The sequence below is a fragment of the Arsukibacterium sp. genome (assembly GCF_033721375.1).
Lineage (GTDB): Bacteria > Pseudomonadota > Gammaproteobacteria > Enterobacterales > Alteromonadaceae > Alishewanella.
The window spans coordinates 319089-343510 of the sequence record NZ_JAWWAP010000002.1; the positions used below are offsets into that span (position 1 = coordinate 319089).

General features: G+C 50.7%; 22 protein-coding genes. 13 read left to right on the top strand and 9 right to left on the bottom strand.

The genetic code is table 11. From position 1 onward, the window contains the following. Positions 1–9: 9 nt before the first annotated feature. Positions 10–1146 carry an efflux RND transporter periplasmic adaptor subunit gene (locus R3187_RS04600; protein WP_318965528.1) on the bottom strand — a complete coding sequence of 379 codons (1137 nt, stop codon included), beginning with the start codon at positions 1144–1146 and terminating at the stop codon, positions 10–12. A gap of 77 nt (positions 1147–1223) precedes the next feature. Continuing rightward, positions 1224–2045: a zinc-dependent peptidase gene (locus R3187_RS04605; RefSeq protein ID WP_318965529.1), complete on the bottom strand. Its 822-nt coding sequence runs from the start codon at positions 2043–2045 to the stop codon at positions 1224–1226. Positions 2046–2159: 114 nt separating this feature from the next. Here R3187_RS04605 and R3187_RS04610 point away from each other — a divergent pair, with 114 nt between their 5' ends. Beyond that, entirely contained in the window at positions 2160–2633 is a 474-nt protein-coding gene (locus tag R3187_RS04610; protein ID WP_318965530.1) for a TerB family tellurite resistance protein, read from the top strand. A gap of 27 nt (positions 2634–2660) precedes the next feature. Here the strand turns inward: R3187_RS04610 and R3187_RS04615 are convergent, their stop codons facing one another. Then, positions 2661–2996, bottom strand: a complete 336-nt coding sequence (locus tag R3187_RS04615) for a hypothetical protein (protein ID WP_318965531.1) — start codon at positions 2994–2996, stop codon at positions 2661–2663. Positions 2997–3107: 111 nt separating this feature from the next. On the opposite strand from R3187_RS04615, the gene R3187_RS04620 reads away from it, so the two are divergent. Continuing rightward, positions 3108–4283 (top strand): hypothetical protein, encoded by a 1176-nt coding sequence (locus R3187_RS04620; protein WP_318965532.1) that lies wholly within the window; start codon positions 3108–3110, stop codon positions 4281–4283. Here the strand turns inward: R3187_RS04620 and R3187_RS04625 are convergent. Together R3187_RS04625 and R3187_RS04630 are read right to left on the bottom strand one after the other, a co-directional pair. Continuing rightward, positions 4280–5476 carry an ABC transporter permease gene (locus tag R3187_RS04625; RefSeq protein WP_318965533.1) on the bottom strand — a complete coding sequence of 399 codons (1197 nt, stop codon included), beginning with the start codon at positions 5474–5476 and terminating at the stop codon, positions 4280–4282. The two genes, R3187_RS04620 and R3187_RS04625, sit on opposite strands and share 4 nt — an antisense overlap. Continuing rightward, a complete protein-coding gene (locus R3187_RS04630; RefSeq protein ID WP_318965534.1) occupies positions 5473–6402 on the bottom strand; it encodes an ABC transporter ATP-binding protein in 930 nt (309 codons plus the stop codon). The genes R3187_RS04625 and R3187_RS04630 overlap by 4 nt, the downstream gene beginning before the upstream one ends. Positions 6403–6604: 202 nt before the next feature. On the opposite strand from R3187_RS04630, the gene R3187_RS04635 reads away from it, so the two are divergent. From R3187_RS04635 to R3187_RS04650, 4 genes are read left to right on the top strand one after another with little or no spacing between them, the layout of a single operon-like run. Next, entirely contained in the window at positions 6605–7249 is a 645-nt protein-coding gene (locus R3187_RS04635) for a methylamine utilization protein (protein ID WP_318965535.1), read from the top strand. Positions 7250–7256: 7 nt separating this feature from the next. Continuing rightward, on the top strand, positions 7257–9575 hold the full coding sequence (locus tag R3187_RS04640; RefSeq protein WP_318965536.1) for a putative bifunctional diguanylate cyclase/phosphodiesterase: 2319 nt from the start codon (positions 7257–7259) through the stop codon (positions 9573–9575). Further along, a complete protein-coding gene (locus R3187_RS04645) occupies positions 9572–10402 on the top strand; it encodes a DUF3034 family protein (protein ID WP_318965537.1) in 831 nt (276 codons plus the stop codon). The genes R3187_RS04640 and R3187_RS04645 overlap by 4 nt, the downstream gene beginning before the upstream one ends. Next, a complete protein-coding gene (locus R3187_RS04650; RefSeq protein ID WP_318965538.1) occupies positions 10396–10818 on the top strand; it encodes a group 1 truncated hemoglobin in 423 nt (140 codons plus the stop codon). Before R3187_RS04645 ends, R3187_RS04650 begins: the two co-directional genes overlap by 7 nt. On the opposite strand, the gene R3187_RS04655 is transcribed toward R3187_RS04650, so the two are convergent. Then, on the bottom strand, positions 10805–11047 hold the full coding sequence (locus R3187_RS04655; protein WP_318965539.1) for a DUF2798 domain-containing protein: 243 nt from the start codon (positions 11045–11047) through the stop codon (positions 10805–10807). The two genes, R3187_RS04650 and R3187_RS04655, sit on opposite strands and share 14 nt — an antisense overlap. A 63-nt stretch (positions 11048–11110) precedes the next feature. On the opposite strand from R3187_RS04655, the gene R3187_RS04660 reads away from it, so the two are divergent. Together R3187_RS04660 and R3187_RS04665 are read left to right on the top strand one after the other, a co-directional pair. Then, positions 11111–12058, top strand: a complete 948-nt coding sequence (locus R3187_RS04660) for a D-2-hydroxyacid dehydrogenase (RefSeq protein WP_318965540.1) — start codon at positions 11111–11113, stop codon at positions 12056–12058. Positions 12059–12167: 109 nt separating this feature from the next. After that, entirely contained in the window at positions 12168–14201 is a 2034-nt protein-coding gene (locus R3187_RS04665; protein WP_318965541.1) for a hypothetical protein, read from the top strand. On the opposite strand, the gene R3187_RS04670 is transcribed toward R3187_RS04665, so the two are convergent. Then, positions 14157–15017 (bottom strand): RNA pseudouridine synthase, encoded by an 861-nt coding sequence (locus R3187_RS04670; RefSeq protein WP_318965542.1) that lies wholly within the window; start codon positions 15015–15017, stop codon positions 14157–14159. The two genes, R3187_RS04665 and R3187_RS04670, sit on opposite strands and share 45 nt — an antisense overlap. 85 nt (positions 15018–15102) lie before the next feature. On the opposite strand from R3187_RS04670, the gene R3187_RS04675 reads away from it, so the two are divergent. Both R3187_RS04675 and R3187_RS04680 read left to right on the top strand, forming a co-directional pair. Further along, on the top strand, positions 15103–15735 hold the full coding sequence (locus R3187_RS04675; RefSeq protein ID WP_318965543.1) for a choice-of-anchor H family protein: 633 nt from the start codon (positions 15103–15105) through the stop codon (positions 15733–15735). Beyond that, entirely contained in the window at positions 15736–16683 is a 948-nt protein-coding gene (locus R3187_RS04680) for a hypothetical protein (RefSeq protein WP_318965544.1), read from the top strand. Here R3187_RS04680 and R3187_RS04685 read toward each other — a convergent pair. After that, on the bottom strand, positions 16652–17716 hold the full coding sequence (locus tag R3187_RS04685) for a hypothetical protein (RefSeq protein WP_318965545.1): 1065 nt from the start codon (positions 17714–17716) through the stop codon (positions 16652–16654). The two genes, R3187_RS04680 and R3187_RS04685, sit on opposite strands and share 32 nt — an antisense overlap. Positions 17717–17820: 104 nt before the next feature. Next, the gene (locus R3187_RS04690; protein WP_318965546.1) at positions 17821–19212 is read right to left on the bottom strand and encodes a PhoH family protein; all 1392 of its coding nucleotides are present in this window, start codon (positions 19210–19212) and stop codon (positions 17821–17823) included. Between the two features lie 266 nt (positions 19213–19478). On the opposite strand from R3187_RS04690, the gene rapA reads away from it, so the two are divergent. From rapA to R3187_RS04705, 3 genes are all read left to right on the top strand, one after another. After that, positions 19479–22379: an RNA polymerase-associated protein RapA gene (rapA, locus tag R3187_RS04695; protein WP_318965547.1), complete on the top strand. Its 2901-nt coding sequence runs from the start codon at positions 19479–19481 to the stop codon at positions 22377–22379. Position 22380: 1 nt separating this feature from the next. Then, the gene (locus tag R3187_RS04700) at positions 22381–23037 is read left to right on the top strand and encodes an RluA family pseudouridine synthase (protein WP_318965548.1); all 657 of its coding nucleotides are present in this window, start codon (positions 22381–22383) and stop codon (positions 23035–23037) included. A gap of 205 nt (positions 23038–23242) precedes the next feature. Further along, positions 23243–24331 carry an OmpA family protein gene (locus R3187_RS04705; protein ID WP_318965549.1) on the top strand — a complete coding sequence of 363 codons (1089 nt, stop codon included), beginning with the start codon at positions 23243–23245 and terminating at the stop codon, positions 24329–24331. Positions 24332–24422: the final 91 nt, after the last annotated feature.

A 24422-nucleotide genomic window follows, 5' to 3' on the forward strand; every position in this document is an offset into this window, starting at 1 on the left:
AGCTGCTCCTTAGTCCTGATCCCGGGTAACAGTTACCGGCTGGCCGTCCCGCAGGGTTTCATTACCGCGGATCACCACCGCCTCGTCTGCTGTCAGACCGTCTTCGACTTCCACGTCTTTGCCATTGCGCCGGCCCAGTGTTACCAGACGCCGGTAAGCTTTGTTATCCCGGACAATAAACACACTGAAACTGCCATCAGGATGGCGCAAGATGGCATCGGCCGGCACCACAACACTTTGCTCACTGCGGGTCGTCATATTAAAGGTGGCGCTGGCCGAGGTGCCGGGCAGCAATTGCAATTGCTCCGACGGTTGTAACTGCAACCGCACCAGAAAACTGCGGGCGGTGGCATCGATTACCGGCACGGTTGCGATAATGCTGGCCTGCAGTGCGGTGCCAGGCTGCATATCGCTTTGCACCTTGATTTGCTGCAACTGATCCAGCGTTTGAAAATGTTCCTGCGGCATTTGCACATCTAAATGCAGCGGGCTTAGCGCCACCAGCTCCAGTACCGGTGTACCCAGGCTTACCCATTCACCGGCATCAGTCATTTTGGTCGCAATTACCCCGGCAAAAGGCGCAATCAGTTTGTGGCGCGCCAGTACTTCCTGTTGTTGCGCCACAGCGGCCTGGGCTTGCTGATGCAACGCTTTTGCCCGCGCATAATTGGCCTGGCGCAGTTCCAGCTCAGTTTGCGGAAACAGTTTTTGTGACGTTAACTGCTCGGCCTCTGTCACCAGCCGCGCTGTTTCCGTAAGGTCGGCCGCTGTTACCTGACTGGCGGCCTGTAGCTGCTTTAACTGCTCAGTCGCCAGCGCCGGATCAAGTTCCAGCAACACCTGGCCCTTGCTCACGTTATCGCCAGCATCAACCCTTACCCGCGACACTAAGCCATCGGTGCGGGCTGATAAGCGGGCATGCTGGCGGGCAGTAAGGGTACCGGTCAGCCGCAGTTGCTGGCCAACACTCTGCTCTGCAGGCAGGGCGACACGCACTGGCACTGGCTGATTATCCTGAGCCTGAGCCTGCAATGTTAACAAGGGGGCGACTAATAAGAAGAGGGCCACCAGCGCAGGGATCCGCAACATAAGCTTGAAAAGCGGTACCCTTCGATGGGGAAAACAAGCGACTATCCAACTTCGCATAAGGCATCCTTCGCTAAATAAGAACGGTTCTTGTTAAGCTACAGAGTATGGCGCAAAGCCGGCATCAGATCACTTTTTTATTGCCAGCTTAGCGGATTTAACCGGTAAAACCGGCTTAATTGCTGATAAAGCGCCGGGTGTTGCGCCTGCAATTGTTCCGGCTGCTCAAAGAACACTTCAGAGATCACCGCAAAGAATTCAGCCGGATTAGTTGCGCCATATCCATCAAGCAAACCACTGATGCCACTCGCTGTTTGTTGCTGCAACTGGCCAAAAGCCTGTTGCATTACGGTTGACCATTGCTGATAGTCACTGCTGCGACTAAGCAGCGGCGCACCGGTGGCCTGACCTTTTTCCTGATCGAGCTGGTGGGCAAACTCATGAATAACCACATTACGGCCATCGTGTGGCTGCGCTGCGCCCTGTACAGCATCCTGCCAGCTCAGTACAACCTTGCCCTGCCCCCAGGACTCACCACTTAACACCCGCCGTTGCTCGGCTACCACACCTGCAGCATCCGGGGCTGTGCCATGGACAATAAAGGCTGCCGGATAAATTAAAATTTGCGCAAGCTTAGGATAATAATAGTCAGGCCGGTTTAGCAGTAGCAAACAGGCCTGAGCGGCGATAGTAACCCGCATTTCATCAGTTACCGTCACACCGTCACAGCCAATAAACTGTTTTTCAGCGATAAATACCTGAATATGTTTCTTCAGCTGCAATTGCAAATCGGCTGGCAAGGCGCGGAAGTACGGCACCCGTTGCCGCAAAATAGCCCGCCATTGCTGCGGGAAAGGCCGCGCCTGAGCTTGTCGGCGTCGAAAACGACGCCACGGTTCCTGCCCCAGCACAAAGCCGATAATCAGGCTACCAAGCAGTATCACAATCAGGATTGGCAATTTTTGGTATCCTTAAACTACGTATGCAGTAATGATGTCAGAATGACTGAACTGTTTGAATGGGGCTGCGTCTTATCCAAATCAAGCGGTGCTGACCGCCCAACCGGAGTAACTATGTTTAATTTGTTTAAAAACTTACTGGAAAAATCAAATTCAGACTGGCAAGGCAGCGGTAATGCGCATCAGCAATGGCGTGAAGCCGGCCTGAGCGAGCAGCAATATCTGGCGGTGGTGCTGATGTTGCAGTTATCGCATGCTGATTTCAGCTCTGAGCGACAGGAACACGACGTGGTAATGCAGTATCTGCAAACAGAATTCAACCTAACGGCGGCGCAGGCTGAGCCGGTATTTGCTGCGGCCCTGGCTCAGGCAGGGGATGCTACCTGCCTGCATGGCTTTACCAGCAAGTTAAAAAACCTGGCTTATGCTGACAGGCTGGCGTTACTGGATCAATTATGGAAGGTTGCCTTTGCTGATGGTGAACTGGAGCCCAACGAAGAGGCGATGCTGAGAAAAATTGCTGACTTGTTGTTTATCCGCCACGGCGATTATATTCAGAGCAAACTGGCCGCACAGCCGGTAAACTAAGTAATACCTGAATTTACCACCGTCGTGCTAGCGCTCGTCTTTATGCAATACTTCGCCCTCAATGACCCTGTTGTCGCGGCCTGAGGTTTGCTGTTGCTGCTGGCCACCGTGAGTTTGGTTTTGTGCGGCGTGCTGGCGGGCAGCCTCAGCAAAACGGCGCATCTTTTTACGGTAGCGGTAGATAACGATGGGAATAACCAGCCAGCTTAACAACAACATAAACAGCAAAATAGCAGCCGCTACCACCAGCATGATCCCCAGTACTATCCAGGCCAGTAAGCGCTGCAGCAGGTTACCCCGTTGACGGTGGGCAAATTGTTGCTGCCAGGCCGCAGCCTGCTGACGAAACGAAGAATTAAACATAACCACTCCAAATAATTGGGAACAATAATAAAGCATCCGGGCCGCCTTGTCGCGAGCACCGCTAAAATTTGCAGTTATACTGTACCGATGATCTGCATCAAGGACAGTAATATGAGTTACTTTTGGCTGACCGTTAATTTGCTAACAACCGTTAATTTGCTAACAACTATGGCGACGCCCATTACCCTTGGCACCAACGTTACAAAAGTTAATGATCGGGCCAGCAATCAGATCCAATGCATAATGCAACAACAACATCAGCGTTATAAACTGAATTATTTACCCTGGCGCCGGGCTAAACATGAGGTTAAACAACAGCGAATCGATGGCTACTTTACCGCTGTACCAGACCCGGAGATTGCCAAATATGCCAGTTTGTCGGCCCCGTTATTTTTAGAGAACTGGTATTGGTTTTCGCGCAACAACCAGCATCAGCAAGTTGCCACCAATATTCGTTTTGGTGCCGTGTTAGGCAGCCACCAGGCTGATTGGTTCAACGCCAATGGTTACCAACTGGACGTTGAAGTTAACACTCTGGCCCAGCTTGTTCAGCTGCTTGCTTTACAGCGTATCGATATGATTCTGGCAGATCAGGAAGACTTTGCGCTGATGCGAGAAAGCCTGAAACTGCCGGAGCAGCAATTTAAGCAACGCTTCTTTCGTTATGTTGCGCTTGGGGTTTACTTTTCCAATAGTTTCCTGCAGCGTCAGCCAGATTTTTTAAATCGTTTTAATCAGCAGGTACATCAGTGCGCCAGCAGCCCTTTTGCCTTACCCGAAAATGAACAGCAGAAAATTACTGACTTGCTACTACCGGCAGTAACGGACTTGCGCCAGCAGGTTACCCTGATTACTGCGATCCAGGCCCGTAATGATCTGCAGCAAAGCATCGGTTTCATTCAGCAGCATGATGAGCTGTGGATAACCGAACAGGATCAGCAAAAATCAGGGCTGGCCGATACCATGCTGACAAGTACGCTGTCGAAAATGCTCGGCCAATGGCAGCAAAATTTCCCTGGCATTGTCACTGAAGTTATTGTCACCGACAACCAGGGCGCAAATGTTGCCATCAGTGCGGCTACTTCAGATTACTGGCAGGGCGATGAGGCCAAATTCCTCAGTATCTTTGAGCAACCCCGGACTTTTTACCTGGGGCCGGTGGAATATGACCAATCCAGCCGGCGTTTTTTAACCCACTTAAGTATGCCGGTACTTCACCAGCAACAGCATATCGGCACCATCATTGTCGGTATTAATATTGAACAGGCACTGACAGAGCGCAACTAATCTGCTTTATTACTCAGCGCCCAGCCGACAATCTGGCCCCAGCTGGGTTCTTTGCCATACATTTGCATGCCACGCAGGAAAATCCGGCCGGCAACCCGGCGCATCCACCATACCGCCGCCACCAGCAATATCAATGACAACGCAGGTTGCCACCAGGGCAAATCAACCATTGCCATTTTTACCGGCATAGCGGCAAAAGAGGTAAGCGGCAGCCAGCTTAATATCATCATGGCGGTGCCGGTCGGGCTGTCAATAACCAGATAGGTAAACAGCATTGGCAGCCAGGTGATCATCATAACCGCGCCCTTACCACTGGTATTCGGGTCGTCAATTGAGGCAGCAATCGCCCCCATAAAACAGGCGCTGAGCAATACTCCCAGCAACGCAAACGGCACCAACCAGGCCACCACGCCCCAATTTAGCCAACCAAGGTTAACACCGTCTTCTCTTACCACCACACTGACTACAATAAACACCAGCAGCATCACCAGTGCCGAGGTCAGCATGGCTTTCATCGCACTTAAACTGTGGCCCAGTACTTTGCCGTCCATCCATTGCTGCGGCGTGACAATAGCGTAAAGCTGCTCGGTTACCCGCTGCTGTTTCTCACCGGTTATGCTCAGCAGTACCTGACCAAAGGCGGTACTCAGGCCGATAAACAGTAAAATCAGCACACCGAGGGCAATCATTTTCTCCGGCGTGTCTTTACCTTTAAAATTCTCATCCAGATAAGCGTAGTCAATGGTCAGTGGTTGTTGCAGCTGCGCCAATTGTGCCGGTGTTAACTGCAACTTTGTCGCGTATTGCTGGCGAAAATAATCTGCCAGCTCAGTTTCCAGTTGCTGTTGCCATTTTTTGGCGGCAAGGGTGTGTAGCACCACGCTATGCTGATCAGATCCAGTCGTGTTGAGGGTAATCACGCCGTGCCAGCTTTCGTCTGCTTTCAGCTGGGCAAGTTGCTCGTCAAGGGCAATAGTCGGCCGTTGAAACTGGAACTGTTCTGTATTACTGATACTGAACTCAGCTGGTACTGCTATCCGGTATACTTTGCGGCTTTCATCAGTAAAATAGCTCCACAAGGCGACGGCAGCCATTACCGCCATCATCAGCAAATAAGAGATTAGCTGCTGTTTCCATTTAAAAAACCGCAAAAACTCCCACTTGGCAACAATCATACTTTGTCTTGAAATCATGCTTGTTCCCTCAGCTGATGCTCTGCCATCGCCGTTAAATATAACTGATGTAAGTCAGCGGTTTGCATTTCTACCTGGGTCAGTTCTATCTGGCTCACCAGCTGTTGCAAAATGGCAGATACATTTTGTGCTGCGGTCAGCTTCAGCACAAAGCGGGTAGTACTTTGTACGTCAATCTCCAGCTCTGGCAGCCACTGCTGCAACTGTTCAGCGACTACCGGCCCGGTACAACTGATCACCATCTGGCGCTGCGGACCAGCCTGTTGCTTAATATCAGCCAGGGTACCGGCCAGGATCGCTTTGCCCTGTGCCATCAGCAACATATGATCTGCCAGTTTTTCTACCATCGCCATTTGGTGGGCGCTTAAAATCACAGTCATGCCGCGGGCTTTGAGCGCTTTAAGAAAGGTAACCACTTTTTCCTGATTAATCGGGTCCAGACCAGAGAATGGCTCGTCCAGAATAACCAGTGCCGGCTGATGTAATACAGCAGCAATCAGCTGCACTTTCTGCTGATTGCCCTTGGACAATTGCTTTAAGTCTTCATTACGACGATCTGACAGCTCAAACACCTCCAGCCAGTGCGCCATCTCCTGCAGTGCTTTTTGTTTGCTAAGACCGTGTAATTGCGCCAGATACAACAGGTTCTTTTCGATGCTTTTGTCCGGATATAAGCCACGGTCTTCCGGTAAATAGCCCAGTAACCGCCTTGGCACATGGTCGTAATGCTCATCCTGATGACTAACCAGAATACTGCCGCTGTCGGGCTTGGTCATGCCGACCAGCATCCGGATAATAGACGACTTACCGGCGCCATTAGGGCCAAGCAAGGCAAATATATCACCTGAATTGATCTGAAAGCTTACCTGACGTACGGCGGCAATAGTGCCGTAGTCTTTACAAATTGCGGTAACAATTAACTGCATACTTTGCTCGTTGCTGACTGTTTCTGTGACTAAATTAGCATTGTTATCAGATAGCGGCTAACGGCAAATTGTTAGTAAATATGTAAAAGGTTGTTGAAGTTTTAGCTCAGGTATAACTATATCTGCCGCTTTCACCGATTCTGTTTGTCGCTGCGGCCAGACCTTGCTATGGTTATTTACATTTCCCGAAAAGCTTGCAGGTATGATGAAGTTAGCTTTGATCAACAGCGTACTGGTTATGGCAATGACCCTGTATGCCAGCCAACTGAAAGCGGCCAGTTTAACGCTTAATATCAGCAATCAACAGCAGCAACCGCTGGCTGATGCGGTGGTGGAATTGCGCTCGCTGACCAACCCTGAACGTAAACCACAGCGCATTCAGGTAGCCCAGCAGCAGTTAACCTTTGTGCCTTTTGTCAGTGCGATACCGGCTGGTAGCGTAGTAGATTTCCCCAACCTCGATAAAACCCGCCATCATGTGTATTCGTTTTCACCGGCTAAGCAATTTGAAATTCAGTTGTATGCCGACAAACCTGAGGCGCCAATCACCTTTGATACCCCGGGCATTATCGCAGTTGGCTGCAATATTCATGATTATATGCAGGCCTACATTTATGTCGCTGAAAGCAGTCTGGTCGCAGTAAGCGATCAGACAGGCCAGCTGATATGGCCTGATATTGCCCCCGGCAGCTATCAGCTTTTTCTGTGGCATCCCTGGCAGCTTGAGCCCCGGCAACCTGTTGCGCTCGATATTGTAATGCCGGTGCAAACTGCAGCTTACACACTGGCTGTGGATCTAACCCAGCAAAAACCGCAGGCACCGCAACGTGGTTTTGGCAGCAGGTAAATACTGAATGTTTAAGTCGTTGCGCAGCAAGTGGATAAGCTTACTGGTGGTGCTGCTCAGTTTACTGATGCTGCTGACCGGCTATGCCACGTTAAAATCCATGCGTGCCAATTCTATGCAACAGGCTGAGCAGTCGCTGGATGTCGCCAGCAAAGTTTTTCAGCAAGCGCTGGATGCCCGGGCGGCCCAGTTAACCAACAGTGTCAGCTTGCTGGCTGCCGACTTTGGTTTTCGCCAGGCGATAGCCACCGCGGAGCAAGCGACCATTGAATCGGTACTGCAGAATCATGGTAGCAGAATAGATGCTCAGCTTGCCTTGCTGTTAAGTCCGCAGGGCGAATTACTGGCAAGCAGCGACCGCTTAAAAGCCAGCGATATCCGCCAATTACTTCCCGAGACCCTTGGCTCCAATGCGGTCACTGACATCCTGTTGATTGATGGCCGGGCTTACCAGCTGGTAGTGGTACCGGTACGAGCACCGGTGCTGATTGCCTGGGTTGGCATGGGATTTCTGGTCGACGAGCCGCTGGCTGAACAAATTAAAGGCATCACCGGCCTGGATATCAGTTTTACCCAACTGAATAACCGCGCCGGTCAGCAGCTAACCAGCACCTTACCAGCACAGACACAGCGGCAGCTACTGGATCAGCTCGACAATATAATGGCTTACCCCGATACAACTCACTTTGCCGACGAGTTTAGTTTTATTACCCGTGGCAAACCGCTCGATAGTGAAAAGCAGCTCTGGGCCTTACTGCATATGCCTGATGACCGCTGGCTTGCCAGCTACCAGCAATTGCGGGGGCAGCTGGTCGAAATTTTTGCCTTTGGTTTACTGTTAGCACTGATTGCCGCTTTTATGTTTGCCCGCAGTATCAGCAAGCCGTTAAGTCTGCTCAGTAGTTTTGCCAGAGATATTGGCCAGGGTAATGCGGCAGTGCCACCGCCGGTCAGTCAGGATGAAATCGGTGTGCTGACCAGCACCCTGGTTAATATGCAACACAGTATTGCCGCCCGGGAACTGCAACTACGCCAGCAGGCAGAACATGATGCCCTGACTGGCTTGTTAAACCGGCATGCCGTGGAACAGCGGCTGCCCGCCATTTTAGCAGCCCAACCCGGTACCTTACTGCAACTGAACATTATTCAGTTTAAACATATTAACGATACGCTGGGCCTGGCCAACGGTGACACCTTGTTGCAATTACTGGCCCAACGCCTGGGGCACCATCAGCCGGCAGCGGCATTTTGTGCCCGTCTCAATGGTGATGAGTTTCTGATGTTGTTTAACGAAAACCTGACCGAACAACAGCTGGTTGACTTATACAACAGCCTGCAGCCTGCTTACAATATACAAAACTCGCTGATAAACTTAAAAATAGCTATTGGTATTTATCCGTTTGAACCGGCTCAGGTATCTGCCAGTGAGGCTTTGCGCCGGGTCGATCTGGCTCAGGAAAATGCCAGCCAGGCCGGTGGCGGCATCGCCTTTTATCAGCATGGTCAGGATGAAACCCATCAGCGGGAATTGACCATTATCCGCGATTTACCGGCAGCCCTTAGCAGTGGCCAGCTGTATGTGGTGTATCAACCCAAAGTGGAGCTGGCATCCGGCCAATGTCACAGCGCCGAAGCCCTTATTCGCTGGCAGCATCCGCAACTGGGTTTTATTTCACCGGTAGAATTTATTGCCACGGCCGAGCACTCGGGTAATATCAGTATGATTACCCAGTGGATGCTGCAAACAGTGATAAAACAACTGGCAGCCTGGCAGCAGGATTATCCGACCCTGCGGGTCGCCGTAAATTTGTCAGCAGCTGATTTACTGGACCAGAGCCTGCCGGTGCAAATCGGCAACTTACTGGCACAATATCAGGTGCCGGCAACCGCCCTGGCGCTTGAAGTTACCGAAAGTGCGGTAATGCAGGACACCAGCAAAGTTATCGCCAACTTAAATACCTTAAAAGCGATGGCAATTAATCTGGCAATAGATGATTTCGGCACCGGCCAGTCATCGCTGGCGTATTTAAAGCAACTGCCGGTTAATGAAATTAAAATTGACCGGGCCTTTGTCAAAGACATTGAAACAAACAGTAATGATGCTCTTATCGTTAATGCCACAGTGAAGCTGGCGCATGGCCTTGGCTTTAAAGTAACCGCAGAAGGGCTGGAGAACCAGGCAGGATTAAGCTATTTACAAGAATCGGGATGTGACACTGTGCAGGGTTATTTTTTCAGCAAGCCACTGGCAACCGCTGATTTCAGCCAGTGGCTGACTAACTTTGCCGCGACAGCAAACAACCCGGCAGCGGAGTTTTCTGAATGACATTACGCGTGCTGATGCTCATCCTTTTTATCCTGTCGCCGCTGGCAATTGCCGGCAGCAAAATTATCGCGACCGGCGGCGCAACCACCATTGAAGGTAATGCCGGAGGTGGCATTGTACCCTGGGCAGTAATCAACGGTTATGCCAGCAGTGATGAGTGGTCGGCTACCGCCTTTGCCAGCCGGGTCGGGGTAAACGATTTCAGCCTGAACAGCGGTGGCATTGCGCTGAGCGTCGACAACAGATGGGAGTTTTCCTATGCCCGCCAGCGATTTGCGCTGGAATCAATTGGTGGCAGTTTATCGCAGGATATTTTCTCAGTGAAGTATCATCTGGCCGGGGAATTACTGTATACCGCAATGCCGCAAATCAGCCTGGGAGTGCAGCATAAGCGAAATGCTGATTTCGCGCTGCCTGAAGCCGTTGGCGCAGCCAGTGCGAATGGAACCGACTTTTACCTGGCCGCCAGTAAAGTGCTGTTTGCTCAGGTAGCCGGCCGCAACTTGCTGCTAAACGGTACTGTGCGCGCCACTAAAGCCAACCAGACCGGCTTACTGGGGTTTGGCAGCGTCACTGACAACAACTACCAGTTAGTGTTTGAAGGATCAGCAGCTGTGCTGCTGAACTACAATCTGGCACTGGGTATCGAATATAAGCAAAAGCCCGATAAGCTGGCATTTGCTGCTGAGCAACACTGGCGGGATATTTTTATTGCCTGGTTTATCAATAAAAATGTCAGCCTGACCGGAGCTTACGTTGATTTGGGTAACATTGCCGGTCAGGGCTCACAAACCGGCTACTATCTGGCTCTGGAGGCAACATGGTAATACGCAGCGCAGTAATCTGGGTCTGGCTGTTCCTGCTACCGGGGTGCAGCAATACAACCCAGCCTTCACTGTATCAGCGGCTGGGCGCTGAACAGGGGATAGACGCTATTGTTGATGGCTTACTGTACGAAATTGAACATGATGAACGGATAGTTCATCATTTTGCTGACAGTGATATTGGCCGGTTCAGGGCAATGCTGGCCGAACAGCTCTGCGATTTAACTGGCGGCCCCTGTAAGTACAGCGGCAGTACTATGCAGGAAAGCCATACTGGTTTTAATATTACCCTGGCCGATTATGACGCCCTGGTTGCCGGCTTAATAAACGTTATGCAGCGTCAGCAAATCAGCATTGCCGATCAAAACGCGCTGCTGGCATTACTGGCGCCGATGTACAACGATATCAGTTACCGCTGAGCTGTGGTGTTTTAATCAGCCGGGCCGAAAGACGCCTGCTTAGCGGTGCAAATACAAATACCAGTGGAAAAGCACAGGCATGGGCATACAAATAAGCCTTGAGCCAGGCTGTTACAAAGTCGCTGAACCAGCCAAGGTTAATAAACGTCAGAATGCCGGACATCAGAAAGGCCATAAAGCCTGACATAATAAAAGCAAAAATAACCGGCTGGAATTTTGCGGGAAACATAATACCTCCACCTAACAGCTGACTATCATAACCAAATGTACTGAGGATTGCATGACGGATTGCATGACCCAAATTGTTTTTCTGGATGCCGGTTCGATGGGTGATACCGATTTAACGCCACTGCAGTTACCTGAGTGCCAGCTGACATGCTATGCCAGCACTGCCAGAGAACAGGTTGCAGAACGCTTGTTGCAGGCAGATATTGCCATCGTCAATAAGGTACAGCTAAGCAGCGACATCCTGCAGAGTCTGCCCCGGCTTAAACTGATTTGCGTCGCGGCTACCGGGGTTAATAATATTGATCTTGCAGCCGCCGCGGCAAAAGGAATTGCGGTTTGCAATGTCAGAGGCTATGCCGACACTGCAGTGCCCCAACACGCGATGGCGCTGCTACTGGGCTTAACCAATCAAATCAGCAATTATCAGCAGACCCTGGCCGGCGGTGAATGGAGCCGCAGCGCGCATTTTTGTCTGCATAGTCACCGCTTAACAGAGCTGGCAGGCAAGTGCTTTGCCGTGGTGGGTTATGGTGCCCTGGGTCAGGCTACCGCACGGCTGGCTGCCGCCTTTGGCATGCGGGTAATCGTCAGTGAGCGCGCTGGCCAGCAACACTGCCGGCCAGACAGAGTCATTTTTGAGGAGGCATTACGCCAGGCAGATGTGTTGTCGTTGCATTGCCCGCTAAGCACAGCAACGTATCGCTTGCTAAATGCAGAGCGGCTGAAATTACTACCTGACGGGGCCATTATAATTAACACGGCCCGTGGTGATCTGATAGATGAAACCGCCCTGTTAACTGAACTGACAGCAGGCCGGCTGGCAGCCGGGCTGGATGTACTGAGCACTGAGCCACCACCAGCCAACCATATTCTGCTGCAACAATCGCTGCCAAACCTGCTGCTTACGCCTCATATTGGCTGGGCAGGCCCTGCAGCGCGGGCCAGAATGGCACAACAACTAGCTGAAAATATCAGCGCATTTTTAGCAGGTAAAGCACTGCGGCTGCTATAGCGTGCTGCAGGGTTTCGGGCTACACTGGCAGAAAAAAATGAGCCGTTACTAAATTATGCAAATGCGCAGCACCAGATTGCTCTGCGGCCTGTTTTTCTGCAGCCTTTTTATGAGCCAGCAAGTGCTGGCAAACGAGCTGTCTGAACGTTTACAAAATGCCGCTGAAAATCATGAACAGGTTATTACCCGCCAACTTGCCAGTTCAGCACCACAGGAGTATCCAGACTGGCTGGTACTGGCTCAGGCTTACCTTAGTGCCGACAACAAAGATGCGGCACTACAGGCGCTGCAACAAGCCAGCAAACTGGCTGCGACCAGCCAGCAAAACGCCCACGTTGCCCTGCTCAGGGCCAAGGTATATGGTATTTTGTTCCGCGACACTCCCAATGCCATCAGCTTTCTTGAACAAGCCGAAACCTTATTGCAAGGCAGTACCGGCAAAGCTGAGCAACAATTATTGAGTGAAGTACTGACCAATTTCGCCCAGGCGCATAATCAGCTGGGCGATTTAGCAAAAGCCGAATATTTTGCCAGCCAGAGCCTGGAATTAGCCATCAGCCTGGCCGACCCGGCGAAAGAACTGGCCGCCCGGCTAATGCTGGGGCGGCTGGCACTACAAAATAACCGCTTTAATCAGGCGCATCAGCAAATGCAGCAGGCCATGATCCTGGCTGAAAAACTGGGTGATACCGAAGCCCGCGCCTCAATTTACTTTCGGCTGGGAATGGCATTTCGCAAAATTGACGAACATGCGCTGGCACTGGAGCATTTGCAACAGGCTGCAGCGCTGTACCAGAGCCAGAATAACTTATCCAGTTACAGCTACGCCCTGGTATATATTGCTGAAAGTTATCTGGAAAACCCGGAGGGCATTGCCCAGGCCGAGCAACATCTGCTGCAGGCGCTGGCGATCAGTAAGCAGATAAATAATGTGATGCGCACCGCCATTGTTAAACAAAGCCTGGGGCGGGCCAGCAAACTGCGCGGCGATAACCGGCAGGCAGCTGAGTATTACAACGACGCCCTGCAACAGTTCCGCCAGATTGGCGCTCAAACCTATGTGCAGGAAAGCGCGCTTGCCTTAGCAGAGTTATTATTCTTACAACAGCAATTTGGTCAAAGTCAGCAGCTGGTCGCCGAGCTCAGCCCGGCAATTGATGACGCAGCAAATTACCTGCAGGCCCGCTATTACGATTTAAGTGCCAGGCTTGCTGAGCAACAACAAAACTGGCAACAGGCTTACCTGTTGCAGCAGCAGGCCAGCAAGTTACAGTTTACCGAACTAACGGCAACAACCACTGAAAAACTGAATGAGCTGAAAAATAATTTAAGCCAGAGTAATGCCCGTCAGGATAGCGAAGCAGAACTGCTGACAGCGCAGCTGGCAATGCGCTCGACACTGCGGCACTGGCAAGTTACTGTTTTGGTGTTTGCCGTGCTGTTTGCTTTCATCGCTTACTTGTACTGGCAGCAACGCAACCATTTGCGGCAACGACAACCGCTACACCAGCCATTATTGCCTTCACAAAGTTGGAGCCGCTTTTGTGAAAAGTTGCAACAGGACGGCCGAAACAAACAGCCATTGCATTTAATCGCGATTGCCCTGGAACAGAGTCAGCAGCTTAAACTAAACGTCGGAGAAGCCACATTCAGCCGACCGGTACAGACTGTGCTGCACAATCTGCCCGACCTGCAGTTAGCGGCGTATTGCATCAACAGTGATGTATTATGGCTGGGTTACCGGGCCGGTACAACAGAAGTCACCCACGTTATCCGGCAACTGGAGCATGACATTCAGCAGGCCCTGGCCCAGCTGACCACGACAAGCCGGCTGATCAGTTTGCAGCTGGATGTCGCTCAGCTACTGGGGCCTCGCTGGCAGGCAGTTGATCTGGCAGCGCTTCGTGAAGCGCTCTGGCTGGGCTGGAAACTTGCCAGCTTACTCGACGATGATGCCCGCTGCTGGCATATACAACTGAGTGCAGAGCAGCCGCGGCCCTGTGAATGGCGCAGCAGTAATATCCGGCTGGATATGATTAATGCCCTGCAGCTGGGCGCACTTAAGCTGACAGTCAATCAGGAAGCAGTGCCCGGGGCTTTAAGTGGCACCCTGGTTATGGGAGCCACTGAAGCCAGCCAGTAGCAACTCTGCTGGCAACGCAATTGCCCGCTGATGACGCTGCAATGGGCAAGTAAAGGCAATGGCGCAGGCCTGTAGTGCCAGGCCACTCTGGTTTTTGTTATGCTCGCCGTAACGTGGGTCGCCCATAACCGGGTGGCCGATTGCGGCAAAATGGCGGCGGATTTGATGCTTACGACCACTGACTAAGTCAATATCCAGCCAACTAGTGTCCGTCGCCGGATCATATCGCCGTTGTTTAAACCGGGTTAAACAGGTTTTACCATCAAGCGGCAGGGTTATTTCACCGGCAGCAATAACATCCGGCGCCAGTCTGCCCTTGATCTGTATCAGATAGGTTTTACTCAGTTGCTGTGCTGCAATCAGTTTGCTAAATGCGGCAGCGGCGGTTTTGGTATGAGCAACAAGCACCAGACCGCTGGCCTCCCGATCTAACCGGTGCAGCAGAAATACCGGCCTGTTGCCAAAGTGTTGTTCAGCGAAGCGCAGCAAACTCAGATGATCGCCCCATTCATTGCCCTGTGACAACATACCTGCTGGTTTGAACCAGATACTGTAAGCACGATAGTCAGCGATCATAGTGGCGGGTGGACAGCTACGGTTAAGAATATCTGCATCGTAATGCAGCTGCAACACCTGGCCCGCTTGCAGCGCATACTGGGCCCGGCGTAACCGCTTTACCGGCCGGGCCAGTAACTGGACCGCCCCTTTATTCATTGCGTCTTTCAGCCGGCCTTTGGCCAGTTCTGGTATGGCAGCGGCTAAAATGGCAATTGCCTGGCCCGCAGTCTGCACCTCAATCCGGCGTGACAACTTCATACCTTTACGATTCCTTTACTAACAAGTTCAGCTGAAATTCAGCGCTTTAGCCTGTAATAGTATCAAATATCAAGGAGATCTGCTTATGAAAACCCTCATCAGAACAGCAGCTGGCGTATTGTTTTTTTTGCCGTTACTAAGCTGGGCCAACAGTGTCAGTACTGAACAAAGAAGTCAGCAGCAACAGGTAATACCAACCGTCAAAGTGCAGAGTCAGGCAGTCAATCAGAGCTATCAGTCAGACGTCTGGTTCCATAGCATTGATATCAGTCTGAGCAGAGACGATAACTATAACGGCTACTTTCACCGGTTATATGTCGAGTTTGATGCCGATACGGATTATTCATACCAGCAGGTGTTTGCAGAGCTGAGCCTGACACCTGATTTTGGCAGTGAACGTATATATTACACCAGTTCGGTGTTTGAGCTCTTTGCTGATAGCAGCAGCGACTGGCTGGGTATTGAAACCGACCTGCAACATAACTATCCGACAAATTTCTACCTGCTGACCATCCGGCTGTTCGATGCCCACACCGGTTATTTGCTGGCTGAAGCATCCGGCTATGATTTAAGCGCGCTGGATGCCCTGGCGCTGGAAGATTTTCAACGCGACCAAATCCAGACCAGCAGCAGTGTCGAAGTATCAGCCGGCAGTATTGGCATGCTGGGGCTGATGGCGTTATGCTTGATGTTTCTGCGACGCCCGGAGCAAGACTGATTGAAAACGTTTCTGTTACTGGTGTTAGTGTTACCGCTGGTGCTGCACGCAGATACCCTGGTGATGCAACAACAAACCGACAATAAGCAGCGCCTGTTCAGCTATCAGTTCCGGGCCGCTGAGCAGGACATTCGTTTTCAGTTTTCGCTGCCAGTGGCCAGCATTATACGCAACAGCAATCTGGTAAAGCCGTATGTAGCAGAAGTTATGCAACAACATCTATGGCGGGAATTACAGCAACAGGCGCAGCAGGCTGGCCCGTACCGGGTTGTAGCCGGACCCGCACAGGACTGGCAAAACTTTCAGTTACTGCATGCTTTTCCCAACGCATCACCCCAGGCAGAGCAGGCGAATACCCAGCGCCTGCAATTACGGCAACAGTTACAACAATTCAGCCGGCAGTTTCAGCAGCAATACCTGAGCAATAACGGTTATCAGCTGCAATATATGCCGGATAACCGGCAACGGATTATCGTTGATCACCTTAGAATTATTGAACAGAGTCTGGCGGATATCACGCCGTTAGCCCAAACTCTGGTTAGTCAGCTGGATATAACCAGTCAACGGCAGCTGATCGATATTTTACTAAGCTGGATCCAGCTGATCCCGCTACAGCCTGCGGAACAGGCCGAGTATGGCCGCAGTTACACCCCGCCATTGCAGTTGTTACGACAACATCAGGGCGACAGCGCCAGTAAAACGGTGTTGCTGGCAGCCCTGATCCGCAGCCTTTTACCTGATGTGAAACAAGCAATGGTATATTTACCACAGCGCACGGTACTGGCGCTGGCAATACCGGCTGAAGCAGACGATCGGACAGTGTCTCTGCAAGGCACTGCTTATCTGATAGCTGATCCGTCAGGGCCTGAATTAACACCTGTTGGTACTGTCGAATTGTCGCAGCAAGCATTTGTTATCAGTCAGTTTTTTGCTTATCAGCTGTTTTAAGCTCGGTTACCTTTTCAAACAGATCCTGCCAACCGTCAGGTATACGCCGTACGCCGGCCTGATCATTTGCCAGTCGGTCGATGTGGATTGACAAGCGCTGCAGCGGCCCCATAATTTTCCGTTTGTAGCGCCTGGCCAGCAGCCAGGCGAGTAGCAGTAGTACCCCGGCATAACTAAACCAGTGCAGCATAAAACTGGCAAAACCGGCACTGAATACCGAACCCCGTTTATCAATCAGCGCCAGCGACCAGGGTAAATCTGCCAGTCTTTGGATCTGTAACTGGTATTGCTCAAGGTTATCGCCATTAATAAATTTAGAACTGGCTACGATGTTGCCAGCGTGATCCAACAATAAAAAGTAACGGTCAGGGTTGTTCCTTTCCAGGTTAGCCAGCAGCGGGGCCAGTTCCAGTGCCAGCACAAATCTGCCAATTTTTCGTTCGTTAACGTAAAAAGGCACACTCATCGCGGCTTGTTCCAGAATAAAATCTTTATAAAAAACCGGATTGCGGTCATAGCCATTGTCCAGCCGTTGATAGCGCTGCAGCCAGTCGGCAAGTTGCTCTACGACATAATCAGACCATTTATGTTGTCCGTTGTAGGCATAGCCCTGCTCTGAGATGTAGTACAAGTCTTTTAACGGGCTGATACTGGCTGGCGCAATATCAAAATAAGGTTGTAGCTGCAGCAGCATCTGAAGCTCCTGATTAAGAGATGCAGTATCGGCTGACAATTCTTGCTGCAATACGTCGCCGGTAGTCAGCGACAGTAAGGGTATCGGCCTCTCCCCGGCAACAACCAATTGCACGCCAAGCTGGGCCCGGTTTACAACGGCACCGGCAAATTGCAATACCGGGCTAATCTGAGCATCCATTTGCTGAGTGAACATTTCAAGCTGTTGCTTGCTATGTTTAAGGTTACTGTTAAATTGCAGTAAAAACTGAATAAAGGCAGCAGCGAAACTGAGCATTACGATGATAAGTACAGAATATCTGAGCGTTCTGTTATAGACAGTTAAAGCGGGACTGGACATGCAACTCCTTTGCATTGTGCTGTTTTTTTAGTTTCGCAAATCCTAGACCATTTCGGCTGAGAAGCAAACAGTGACGGGGGCTTTTTTGCCCCCGCCCCGGCAATTTACAAATTAGCCTCAGCAAAAGAGGCCAGACGGCTGCGCACCACACCATTCAGATTGATGGTAGTACTGCCTTCAAAGTTTTTAAAACGCTCCACAATATAGGTTAAACCCGATGTGACCGCTGTCAGGTAATTGCTGTCAATCTGTGACAAGTTGCCCGAGCAAATCAATTTAGTCCCCTCACCACAACGGGTAATAATTGTTTTCAACTGGGCAGCGCTCAGATTCTGACATTCATCCAGAATGACAATCGCGTTCTGGATACTGCGGCCGCGCATAAAGTTGACCGACTTAAACTGAATATTGGCCTTTTCCATTATGTAATTAACGCTGGCATGAGGATGCTCGTCTGTTTTATGTAATACCTCTAATGAGTCGGTGATTGCAGCCAGCCAGGGCGCCATTTTTTCTTCTTCGGTTCCGGGTAAAAAACCTATCGATTCAGCAATTTCAGGGGTATTACGGGTGACAATAACTTTATCGTACTGGCCTTTTTCGATCACCAGCTCCAGGGCAGCAGCCAGCGCAATCAGAGTTTTACCGCAGCCGGCAGGCCCTGTCAGGATCACCAGATCCATTTGCGGGTCAAGTAAGGCTTGCATTGCCATCGCCTGGTAGATATTTTTCGGGTGGATCCCCCAGGCATGGCGATGCATCAACCGTTCGTAGCCGAAATCAAGAATTTTAATTTCCTGCTCAGTCATTGCCAGTACCCGTCCGGCAAAGGTTTCGGCCTCATCAATCAGATATTCGTTGATATAAGCATTGGGCAGTATTTTACGGCTGACATAATGTACGGTATCCCGGCCTTCATTTTCACTGCGACATTCGCCAACCTGGCTCCAGAACTCACCACTGAATTTAAAATAGCCTTTGTACAGAAAACGCACATCGTCAATCAGCTGGTCGGTCCGGTAGTCTTCAACCTGCTTCAGCCCGGCGCCTTTTGCTTTCAGGCGCATATTAATGTCTTTGGTAACCAGAATAACTTTTACCGGGCCTTTTTCACGTTGCAGAAACAGCGCGGTATTAATTATTAAATGATCGTTTTCGCCACCCGGCAAACCGGGGATTTCGTCTTTAATATGATGATCATTAATGATAAATAAATGACCGCTATTGAGGTTTTCATGCTGGCGGGGTAAAGCCACGCCCTGCAGCATTTGCTCCGGCGTGGCGTCTCTGAGTACATCTTCCAGCGCCCTTATCGCTACCCGGGCATCACGGCTGACGTCTTTATTCCTATCTTTAATATGGTCGAGTTCTTCCAGTACCGTCATCGGGATGACAACATCGTGTTCTTCAAAATTCAGAAAGGCGAAGGGTTCATGCAACAGAATATTGGTGTCTAACACATAGATTTTCTTTTCTTTGCTTTTTTTTCGCGCCATACGCAGCTCCTTCAGACGAGACTATAGTTACCGGTTATCCGTGTTGTCGTTGTCAGCTTACTGTAGCTAAACTAAGCATAGTGCAACTGCGCCATCCGGCGCTGAATTATTGAATTAAATATCTAATTTGCTGTTTAAATACTTTGCGACACTAGCGTGACAAAGACATGACAGTAAGCAAACACAAAATAAAGCGCCGCCGGCAGATGCAGTTTTAGTCATTTACTAGTACCATGGCGCCCCGATTTTATGATGGTAACTGCGATATGAATTTTGCTTTGGGACAACGCTGGATCAGCGATACAGAATCTGACCTGGGTTTAGGTACCCTGGTCGCGATCGAGGGTCGGATGTTAACGGTATTGTTCCCGGCTTCCGGGGAAACCCGGCAATATGCCCAGGCTGAAGCTCCCCTTACCCGGGTGATATTTAATATCGGCGATGAAATAAAAAGTGCTGAGGGTTTTAGTTTAATTATCTCTGAGGTAAAAACTGCCCATAACACGCTGATTTACGCAGGTAAACGCACTGACACCGACGAGCTGATTGAACTTAAAGAAACGTTTCTCGACCACTTTATCAGTTTTAACAAGCCTCAGGACCGCCTGTTTGCTGGCCAGATTGATCGGTTTGATAACTTCACCCTGCGTTATCAGGCCTGGCAGCAGCAAAGTCGGCTGCAGCAAAGTCCGTTGCGCGGCCTGCAGGGCGGACGGATGAGCCTGATACCTCACCAGCTGCATATTGCTGCAGACGTCACCAGCCGCCATGCCCCGAGGGTACTACTGGCTGATGAGGTGGGCCTGGGCAAGACAATTGAAGCCGGCCTGATCATTCATCAGCAACTGCTCTGTGGCCTGGCCAGCCGGGTGTTAATTGTGGTACCTGAATCGCTGCAACATCAGTGGCTGGTGGAAATGCTGCGCCGGTTTAACCTGCACTTTTCTATTTTTGATGAGGAGCGCTGCCAGCAATCGCAACTGGATGTCAGCAACCCGTTTGATACCGCACAGCTGGTACTTTGCAGCCTTGAATTTATCAGCAACAATAAAAAGTGGCTGGATCAGGCCCAAAGCAGTGACTGGGATCTGCTGGTGGTCGACGAAGCGCATCATCTGGCCTGGTCGGATGAACATGTCAGTAAAGAATATCGCTGCATTGAAAGCCTGGCTCAGGACACGGCCGGGGTGATATTGCTGACCGCAACGCCGGATCAGTTAGGTCAGCAAGGCCATTTTGCCCGATTGCGCTTACTGGACCCGGACCGGTTCTATGACTACCAGGCATTTATCGAAGAACAGCAGCAGTTTCAGCATATTGCAGCTACCGCTGCCCGGTTGCTCGACACCACAGTACTGAGCGACGAGTTAGCGACAACCCTGCAACAGCTGATCAGCGAAGAAGACATTAGCCGGCAACTGGCGCTGCTACGCCAGCCAGCAACTGCTGCCGGCGCCAGGCAGCAGTTGCTGGCGAAACTGCTGGACCGCCATGGCACCGGCCGGATTTTATTCCGGAACAGCCGCGCCAGTATTAAAGGTTTCCCTGCCCGCGAGGCGCTGCCCTGTGCCCTGGCGTTGCCAGAGCAATATCAGAACGCGCTGAAGGTTTATCACAGCCTCAATCGCAACAGCCCGGTTGCAGAACTGGCACACGCCAATTTATTTCCGGAACAGATTTTTCAGGCGTTTGAAGGCAACAGTAGCCAGTGGTGGCAGTTTGACCCGCGGGTCGATTATTTAACGACTCTGCTGAAACAACATAAACCGGCAAAGTTCCTGGTTATCTGCGCGGCTGCGGCAACGGCACTGGCCGTGGAAGAAGCATTGCGGCAAAAAGAAGGTATCCGGGCGGCGGTATTCCATGAAGGAATGTCGATTGTCGAACGTGATAAAGCCGCTGCCTATTTTGCGCAGGAAGACTACAGTGCACAGGTACTGATTTGCTCTGAAATTGGCAGTGAGGGACGTAACTTTCAGTTTGCCCATCATCTGGTGTTGTTTGACCTGCCGCTGAACCCGGATTTACTCGAGCAACGGATTGGCCGGCTGGACCGGATTGGCCAGCAACATGATATTCAGATACATATCCCGTATTTTCAAGGTAGTGCCCAGCAGGTATTGCTGGACTGGTATCAGCAAGGTCTGAATGCCTTTGCTAAAACCTGTCAGACCGGACGCACCATTTATGAGCAGTTCGGCCCAGAGCTACTGAGCCTGCTGGCACCACTGCAAGCTGACCATGCCAAAGTGGCACAACTGATAGCGCAAAGCCAGCAACAGCATCAACAGCTAATGCAGCAACTGGAACACGGACGGGATAAGCTGTTAGAGCTGAACTCAGCTGGCGGAGAGCAAGCCCGGCAACTGGCTGCCGGAATAGCAAAAACCGATGCCGACGTTCAGTTGCCGATGTTGATGTTCCAGGCCTGGGATCTGTTGGGCGTCAACCAGGAAGATCGTTCTGACACCAGCATAGTGCTGACGCCGGCAGAGCATTTACGCTGTGCTTATCCGGGGCTTGAAGACGAAGGTGTAACAGTTACCTTTGATCGCGCCACAGCACTGGCGCAGGAAGATATCCAGTTTTTAAGCTGGGATCATCCTATGGTCACAGGCACTCTGGATATTTTACTGAATGATAATCTGGGCAATACGGCGGTGGCACTGCTGCCGAATAAAGCCCTGCCAGTTGGCAGCTATTTTGTCGAACTTATTTACATTGTAGAAGCGAGTGCCCCTGCCAAGTTGCAAATAGGCCGTTACTTGCCGGCAACACCAATCCGTTTGCTGGTAGATAAGACGGGAAAAGATTTAGCAGCCAAGGTTCCATTTGATAATTTTAACCGCCAACTGAAGCCGGTTGGCCGGCAAACAGCCAGTAAACTGGTCAACGCTCTGCAAAGCCTGATCCATCCGTTACTGGCCGGCAGTGAAATGACAGCTATGGCGCAACTGACGAGCATACGAGAAAGTGCGCAGGCAAAAATGCAACAGGCACTGCAAGATGATCAGCAACGATTGACTGCGTTAAAGCAGATTAATCCGCTTATCCGCCAGCAGGAAATTGATATGATCGGCAGCAAACAGCAGCAGCTGGCAGAGTACATAGACAAAGCCCGCCTGAAACTTGATGCCATCCGGCTTATTGTGGTGAGTCACGATTAATATGACATTGTTTCAGTACCAGCCACCTCTGACACCCTATCTGGATATCATTTACCAGGACGATGATATCGTGGTAGTCAATAAGCCAAGCGGTTTGCTGTCCGTGCCAGGCAAAGCAGCTGAACACCGGGATTGTCTGGAATACAGAGTGAAATTAGTGCTGCCGACAGCACGGATTGTTCACCGGCTGGATATGGCAACCTCTGGTGTAATGGTACTGGCATTGCACGCGGAGGCGCAACGTCAGCTCAATCGTCAGTTTCAGTTGCGTCAGACCCAAAAGCACTATATTGCCAGAGTCCGGGGCCGGGTAGCAGCAGATCAGGGTACAGTGTGTTTACCGCTTATTTGTGACTGGCCCAACCGCCCCAGACAAATGGTATGTTACCAGCACGGCAAAGCGTCGGTAACCCATTACAATGTATTGGAACGTTCTGATAATGTCAGCCGCTTGCTGCTGACACCGGTTACCGGCCGCTCGCATCAACTTCGGGTCCATATGCAGATGATTGGCCATGCTATCCTTGGCGACAAGTTTTATGCGGACGCTGCAACATATCATGCTGCAGATCGTTTACAGTTACATGCTCAAACATTATCTCTGACCCACCCTGCCAGCGGAATTATTAAGACTTTTTCAATAAATTGTTCTTTTTGACTTTCTTTTACAATTATTAACCCCATATTCAGTTAACTGGCTTATGATACTCAGCATGTTAGGTTGCTAAATAACAAACTACTGTACTATTTTTACTAATCGACGGAATTAATAACAAAACGGTTTTAATAAAGATTGCATAACAGTAAGCATAGTCACTAAACATTTTGCTACTGGTATGCCGGATAAATCTAAGGAGAAATGGATGAAACTTAAAATAACCGCGCTTGCTGTTCTGGCTGCCCTGCCGTTTATAAGCTCACAGGCTTTTGCCCAATCACCCTCTGCTGCTGAATTAGAGCGCAAAGTATTTGGTTCATTATTTGGCGAGTATTACTGGTCACACGAAAATAAATCGTTGTCGGCTGCCTGGGATAATGTGGAACATGGCCCTGGTATCGGTGCAGAACTGGGTTACCGGGTCAATCAAACCTGGGGAGTTCGCTTAGAATACGCAAGACAACGTCTGGATTCACTGACCGGCGGCGATATTGGCATTGATCGTTTTGGTGTTGACGCCATGTATCATCTGGCTGACACCAATTTTTATATTGTTGGTGGCTGGAAGCACTTTGAAGGCAATCTCAGTTCAGATGCGCTGAATCTGGGTGTCGGCTACCGTCACTTTGTCCGTAATGATGTCGCGTTATTTGCTGAAGCAAATCGTTATGAAGGCATTAATAATGGCTCATGGTATGACGCTGGCATTAAGCTGGGCGCCAGTTGGATTTTTGGTGCTGAAGCTGCACCAGCCCCAACGCCGGCTCCTGCTCCTGCTCCTGCTCCGGCCCCTGCTCCGGTGCAACCGGCTAAGCCAGCTGACAGCGATAATGATGGTGTAAATGATATCAATGACCGCTGCCCTAACACTGCTGCCAATCATCAGGTTGATCCTCAGGGTTGTACCGTATTTAAAGAAGTAATGCAGCGGGTGGGTGATGTTGACGTTGAAGTTAAATTTGGCTTTGACTCAGCAACCGTTTCTGCTGATCAGCGCTCAGAAATCATTCAGTTAGCGGCGTTCATGAAGCGGTTCCCTGAATCAGAAGTGGTTATTGAAGGCCATGCCTCTATGCCTGGCAACGATAACTACAACATGCTGTTATCAAAGCGTCGTGCAAAATCCGTGGCAGATATTCTGACCAACGAAGGTGTTGATTCTTCTCGCATTACCTCGGTTGGGTATGGTGAAACCCGCTTACGCGTGCAAGGTAGCTCTGCGGAAGCGAATGCCGCTAACCAGCGGATTGAAGCCAAAGTAACAGCGAAAGTTAAAGAACCTGTATTACGTTAATTTTCTTACGCTTAACAAAAAACCGCCAATTCTGGCGGTTTTTTTTATTGCCGCTCACCAAACTTCCTGCTAGCTTTAGGCGACTATAAGC

Coding starts and splice junctions, on each gene's coding strand:
- R3187_RS04660 (WP_318965540.1), top strand. CDS start 11,111: ATGACCCAAATTGTTTTTCTGGATGCCGGTTCGATGGGTGATACCGAT.
- R3187_RS04650 (WP_318965538.1), top strand. CDS start 10,396: ATGGTAATACGCAGCGCAGTAATCTGGGTCTGGCTGTTCCTGCTACCG.
- R3187_RS04670 (WP_318965542.1), bottom strand. CDS start 15,017: ATGAAGTTGTCACGCCGGATTGAGGTGCAGACTGCGGGCCAGGCAATT.
- R3187_RS04685 (WP_318965545.1), bottom strand. CDS start 17,716: ATGTCCAGTCCCGCTTTAACTGTCTATAACAGAACGCTCAGATATTCT.
- R3187_RS04675 (WP_318965543.1), top strand. CDS start 15,103: ATGAAAACCCTCATCAGAACAGCAGCTGGCGTATTGTTTTTTTTGCCG.
- R3187_RS04700 (WP_318965548.1), top strand. CDS start 22,381: ATGACATTGTTTCAGTACCAGCCACCTCTGACACCCTATCTGGATATC.
- R3187_RS04665 (WP_318965541.1), top strand. CDS start 12,168: ATGAGCCAGCAAGTGCTGGCAAACGAGCTGTCTGAACGTTTACAAAAT.
- R3187_RS04705 (WP_318965549.1), top strand. CDS start 23,243: ATGAAACTTAAAATAACCGCGCTTGCTGTTCTGGCTGCCCTGCCGTTT.
- R3187_RS04615 (WP_318965531.1), bottom strand. CDS start 2,996: ATGTTTAATTCTTCGTTTCGTCAGCAGGCTGCGGCCTGGCAGCAACAA.
- R3187_RS04610 (WP_318965530.1), top strand. CDS start 2,160: ATGTTTAATTTGTTTAAAAACTTACTGGAAAAATCAAATTCAGACTGG.
- R3187_RS04620 (WP_318965532.1), top strand. CDS start 3,108: ATGAGTTACTTTTGGCTGACCGTTAATTTGCTAACAACCGTTAATTTG.
- R3187_RS04630 (WP_318965534.1), bottom strand. CDS start 6,402: ATGCAGTTAATTGTTACCGCAATTTGTAAAGACTACGGCACTATTGCC.
- R3187_RS04625 (WP_318965533.1), bottom strand. CDS start 5,476: ATGATTTCAAGACAAAGTATGATTGTTGCCAAGTGGGAGTTTTTGCGG.
- R3187_RS04600 (WP_318965528.1), bottom strand. CDS start 1,146: ATGCGAAGTTGGATAGTCGCTTGTTTTCCCCATCGAAGGGTACCGCTT.
- R3187_RS04690 (WP_318965546.1), bottom strand. CDS start 19,212: ATGGCGCGAAAAAAAAGCAAAGAAAAGAAAATCTATGTGTTAGACACC.
- rapA (WP_318965547.1), top strand. CDS start 19,479: ATGAATTTTGCTTTGGGACAACGCTGGATCAGCGATACAGAATCTGAC.
- R3187_RS04640 (WP_318965536.1), top strand. CDS start 7,257: ATGTTTAAGTCGTTGCGCAGCAAGTGGATAAGCTTACTGGTGGTGCTG.
- R3187_RS04655 (WP_318965539.1), bottom strand. CDS start 11,047: ATGTTTCCCGCAAAATTCCAGCCGGTTATTTTTGCTTTTATTATGTCA.
- R3187_RS04645 (WP_318965537.1), top strand. CDS start 9,572: ATGACATTACGCGTGCTGATGCTCATCCTTTTTATCCTGTCGCCGCTG.
- R3187_RS04635 (WP_318965535.1), top strand. CDS start 6,605: ATGATGAAGTTAGCTTTGATCAACAGCGTACTGGTTATGGCAATGACC.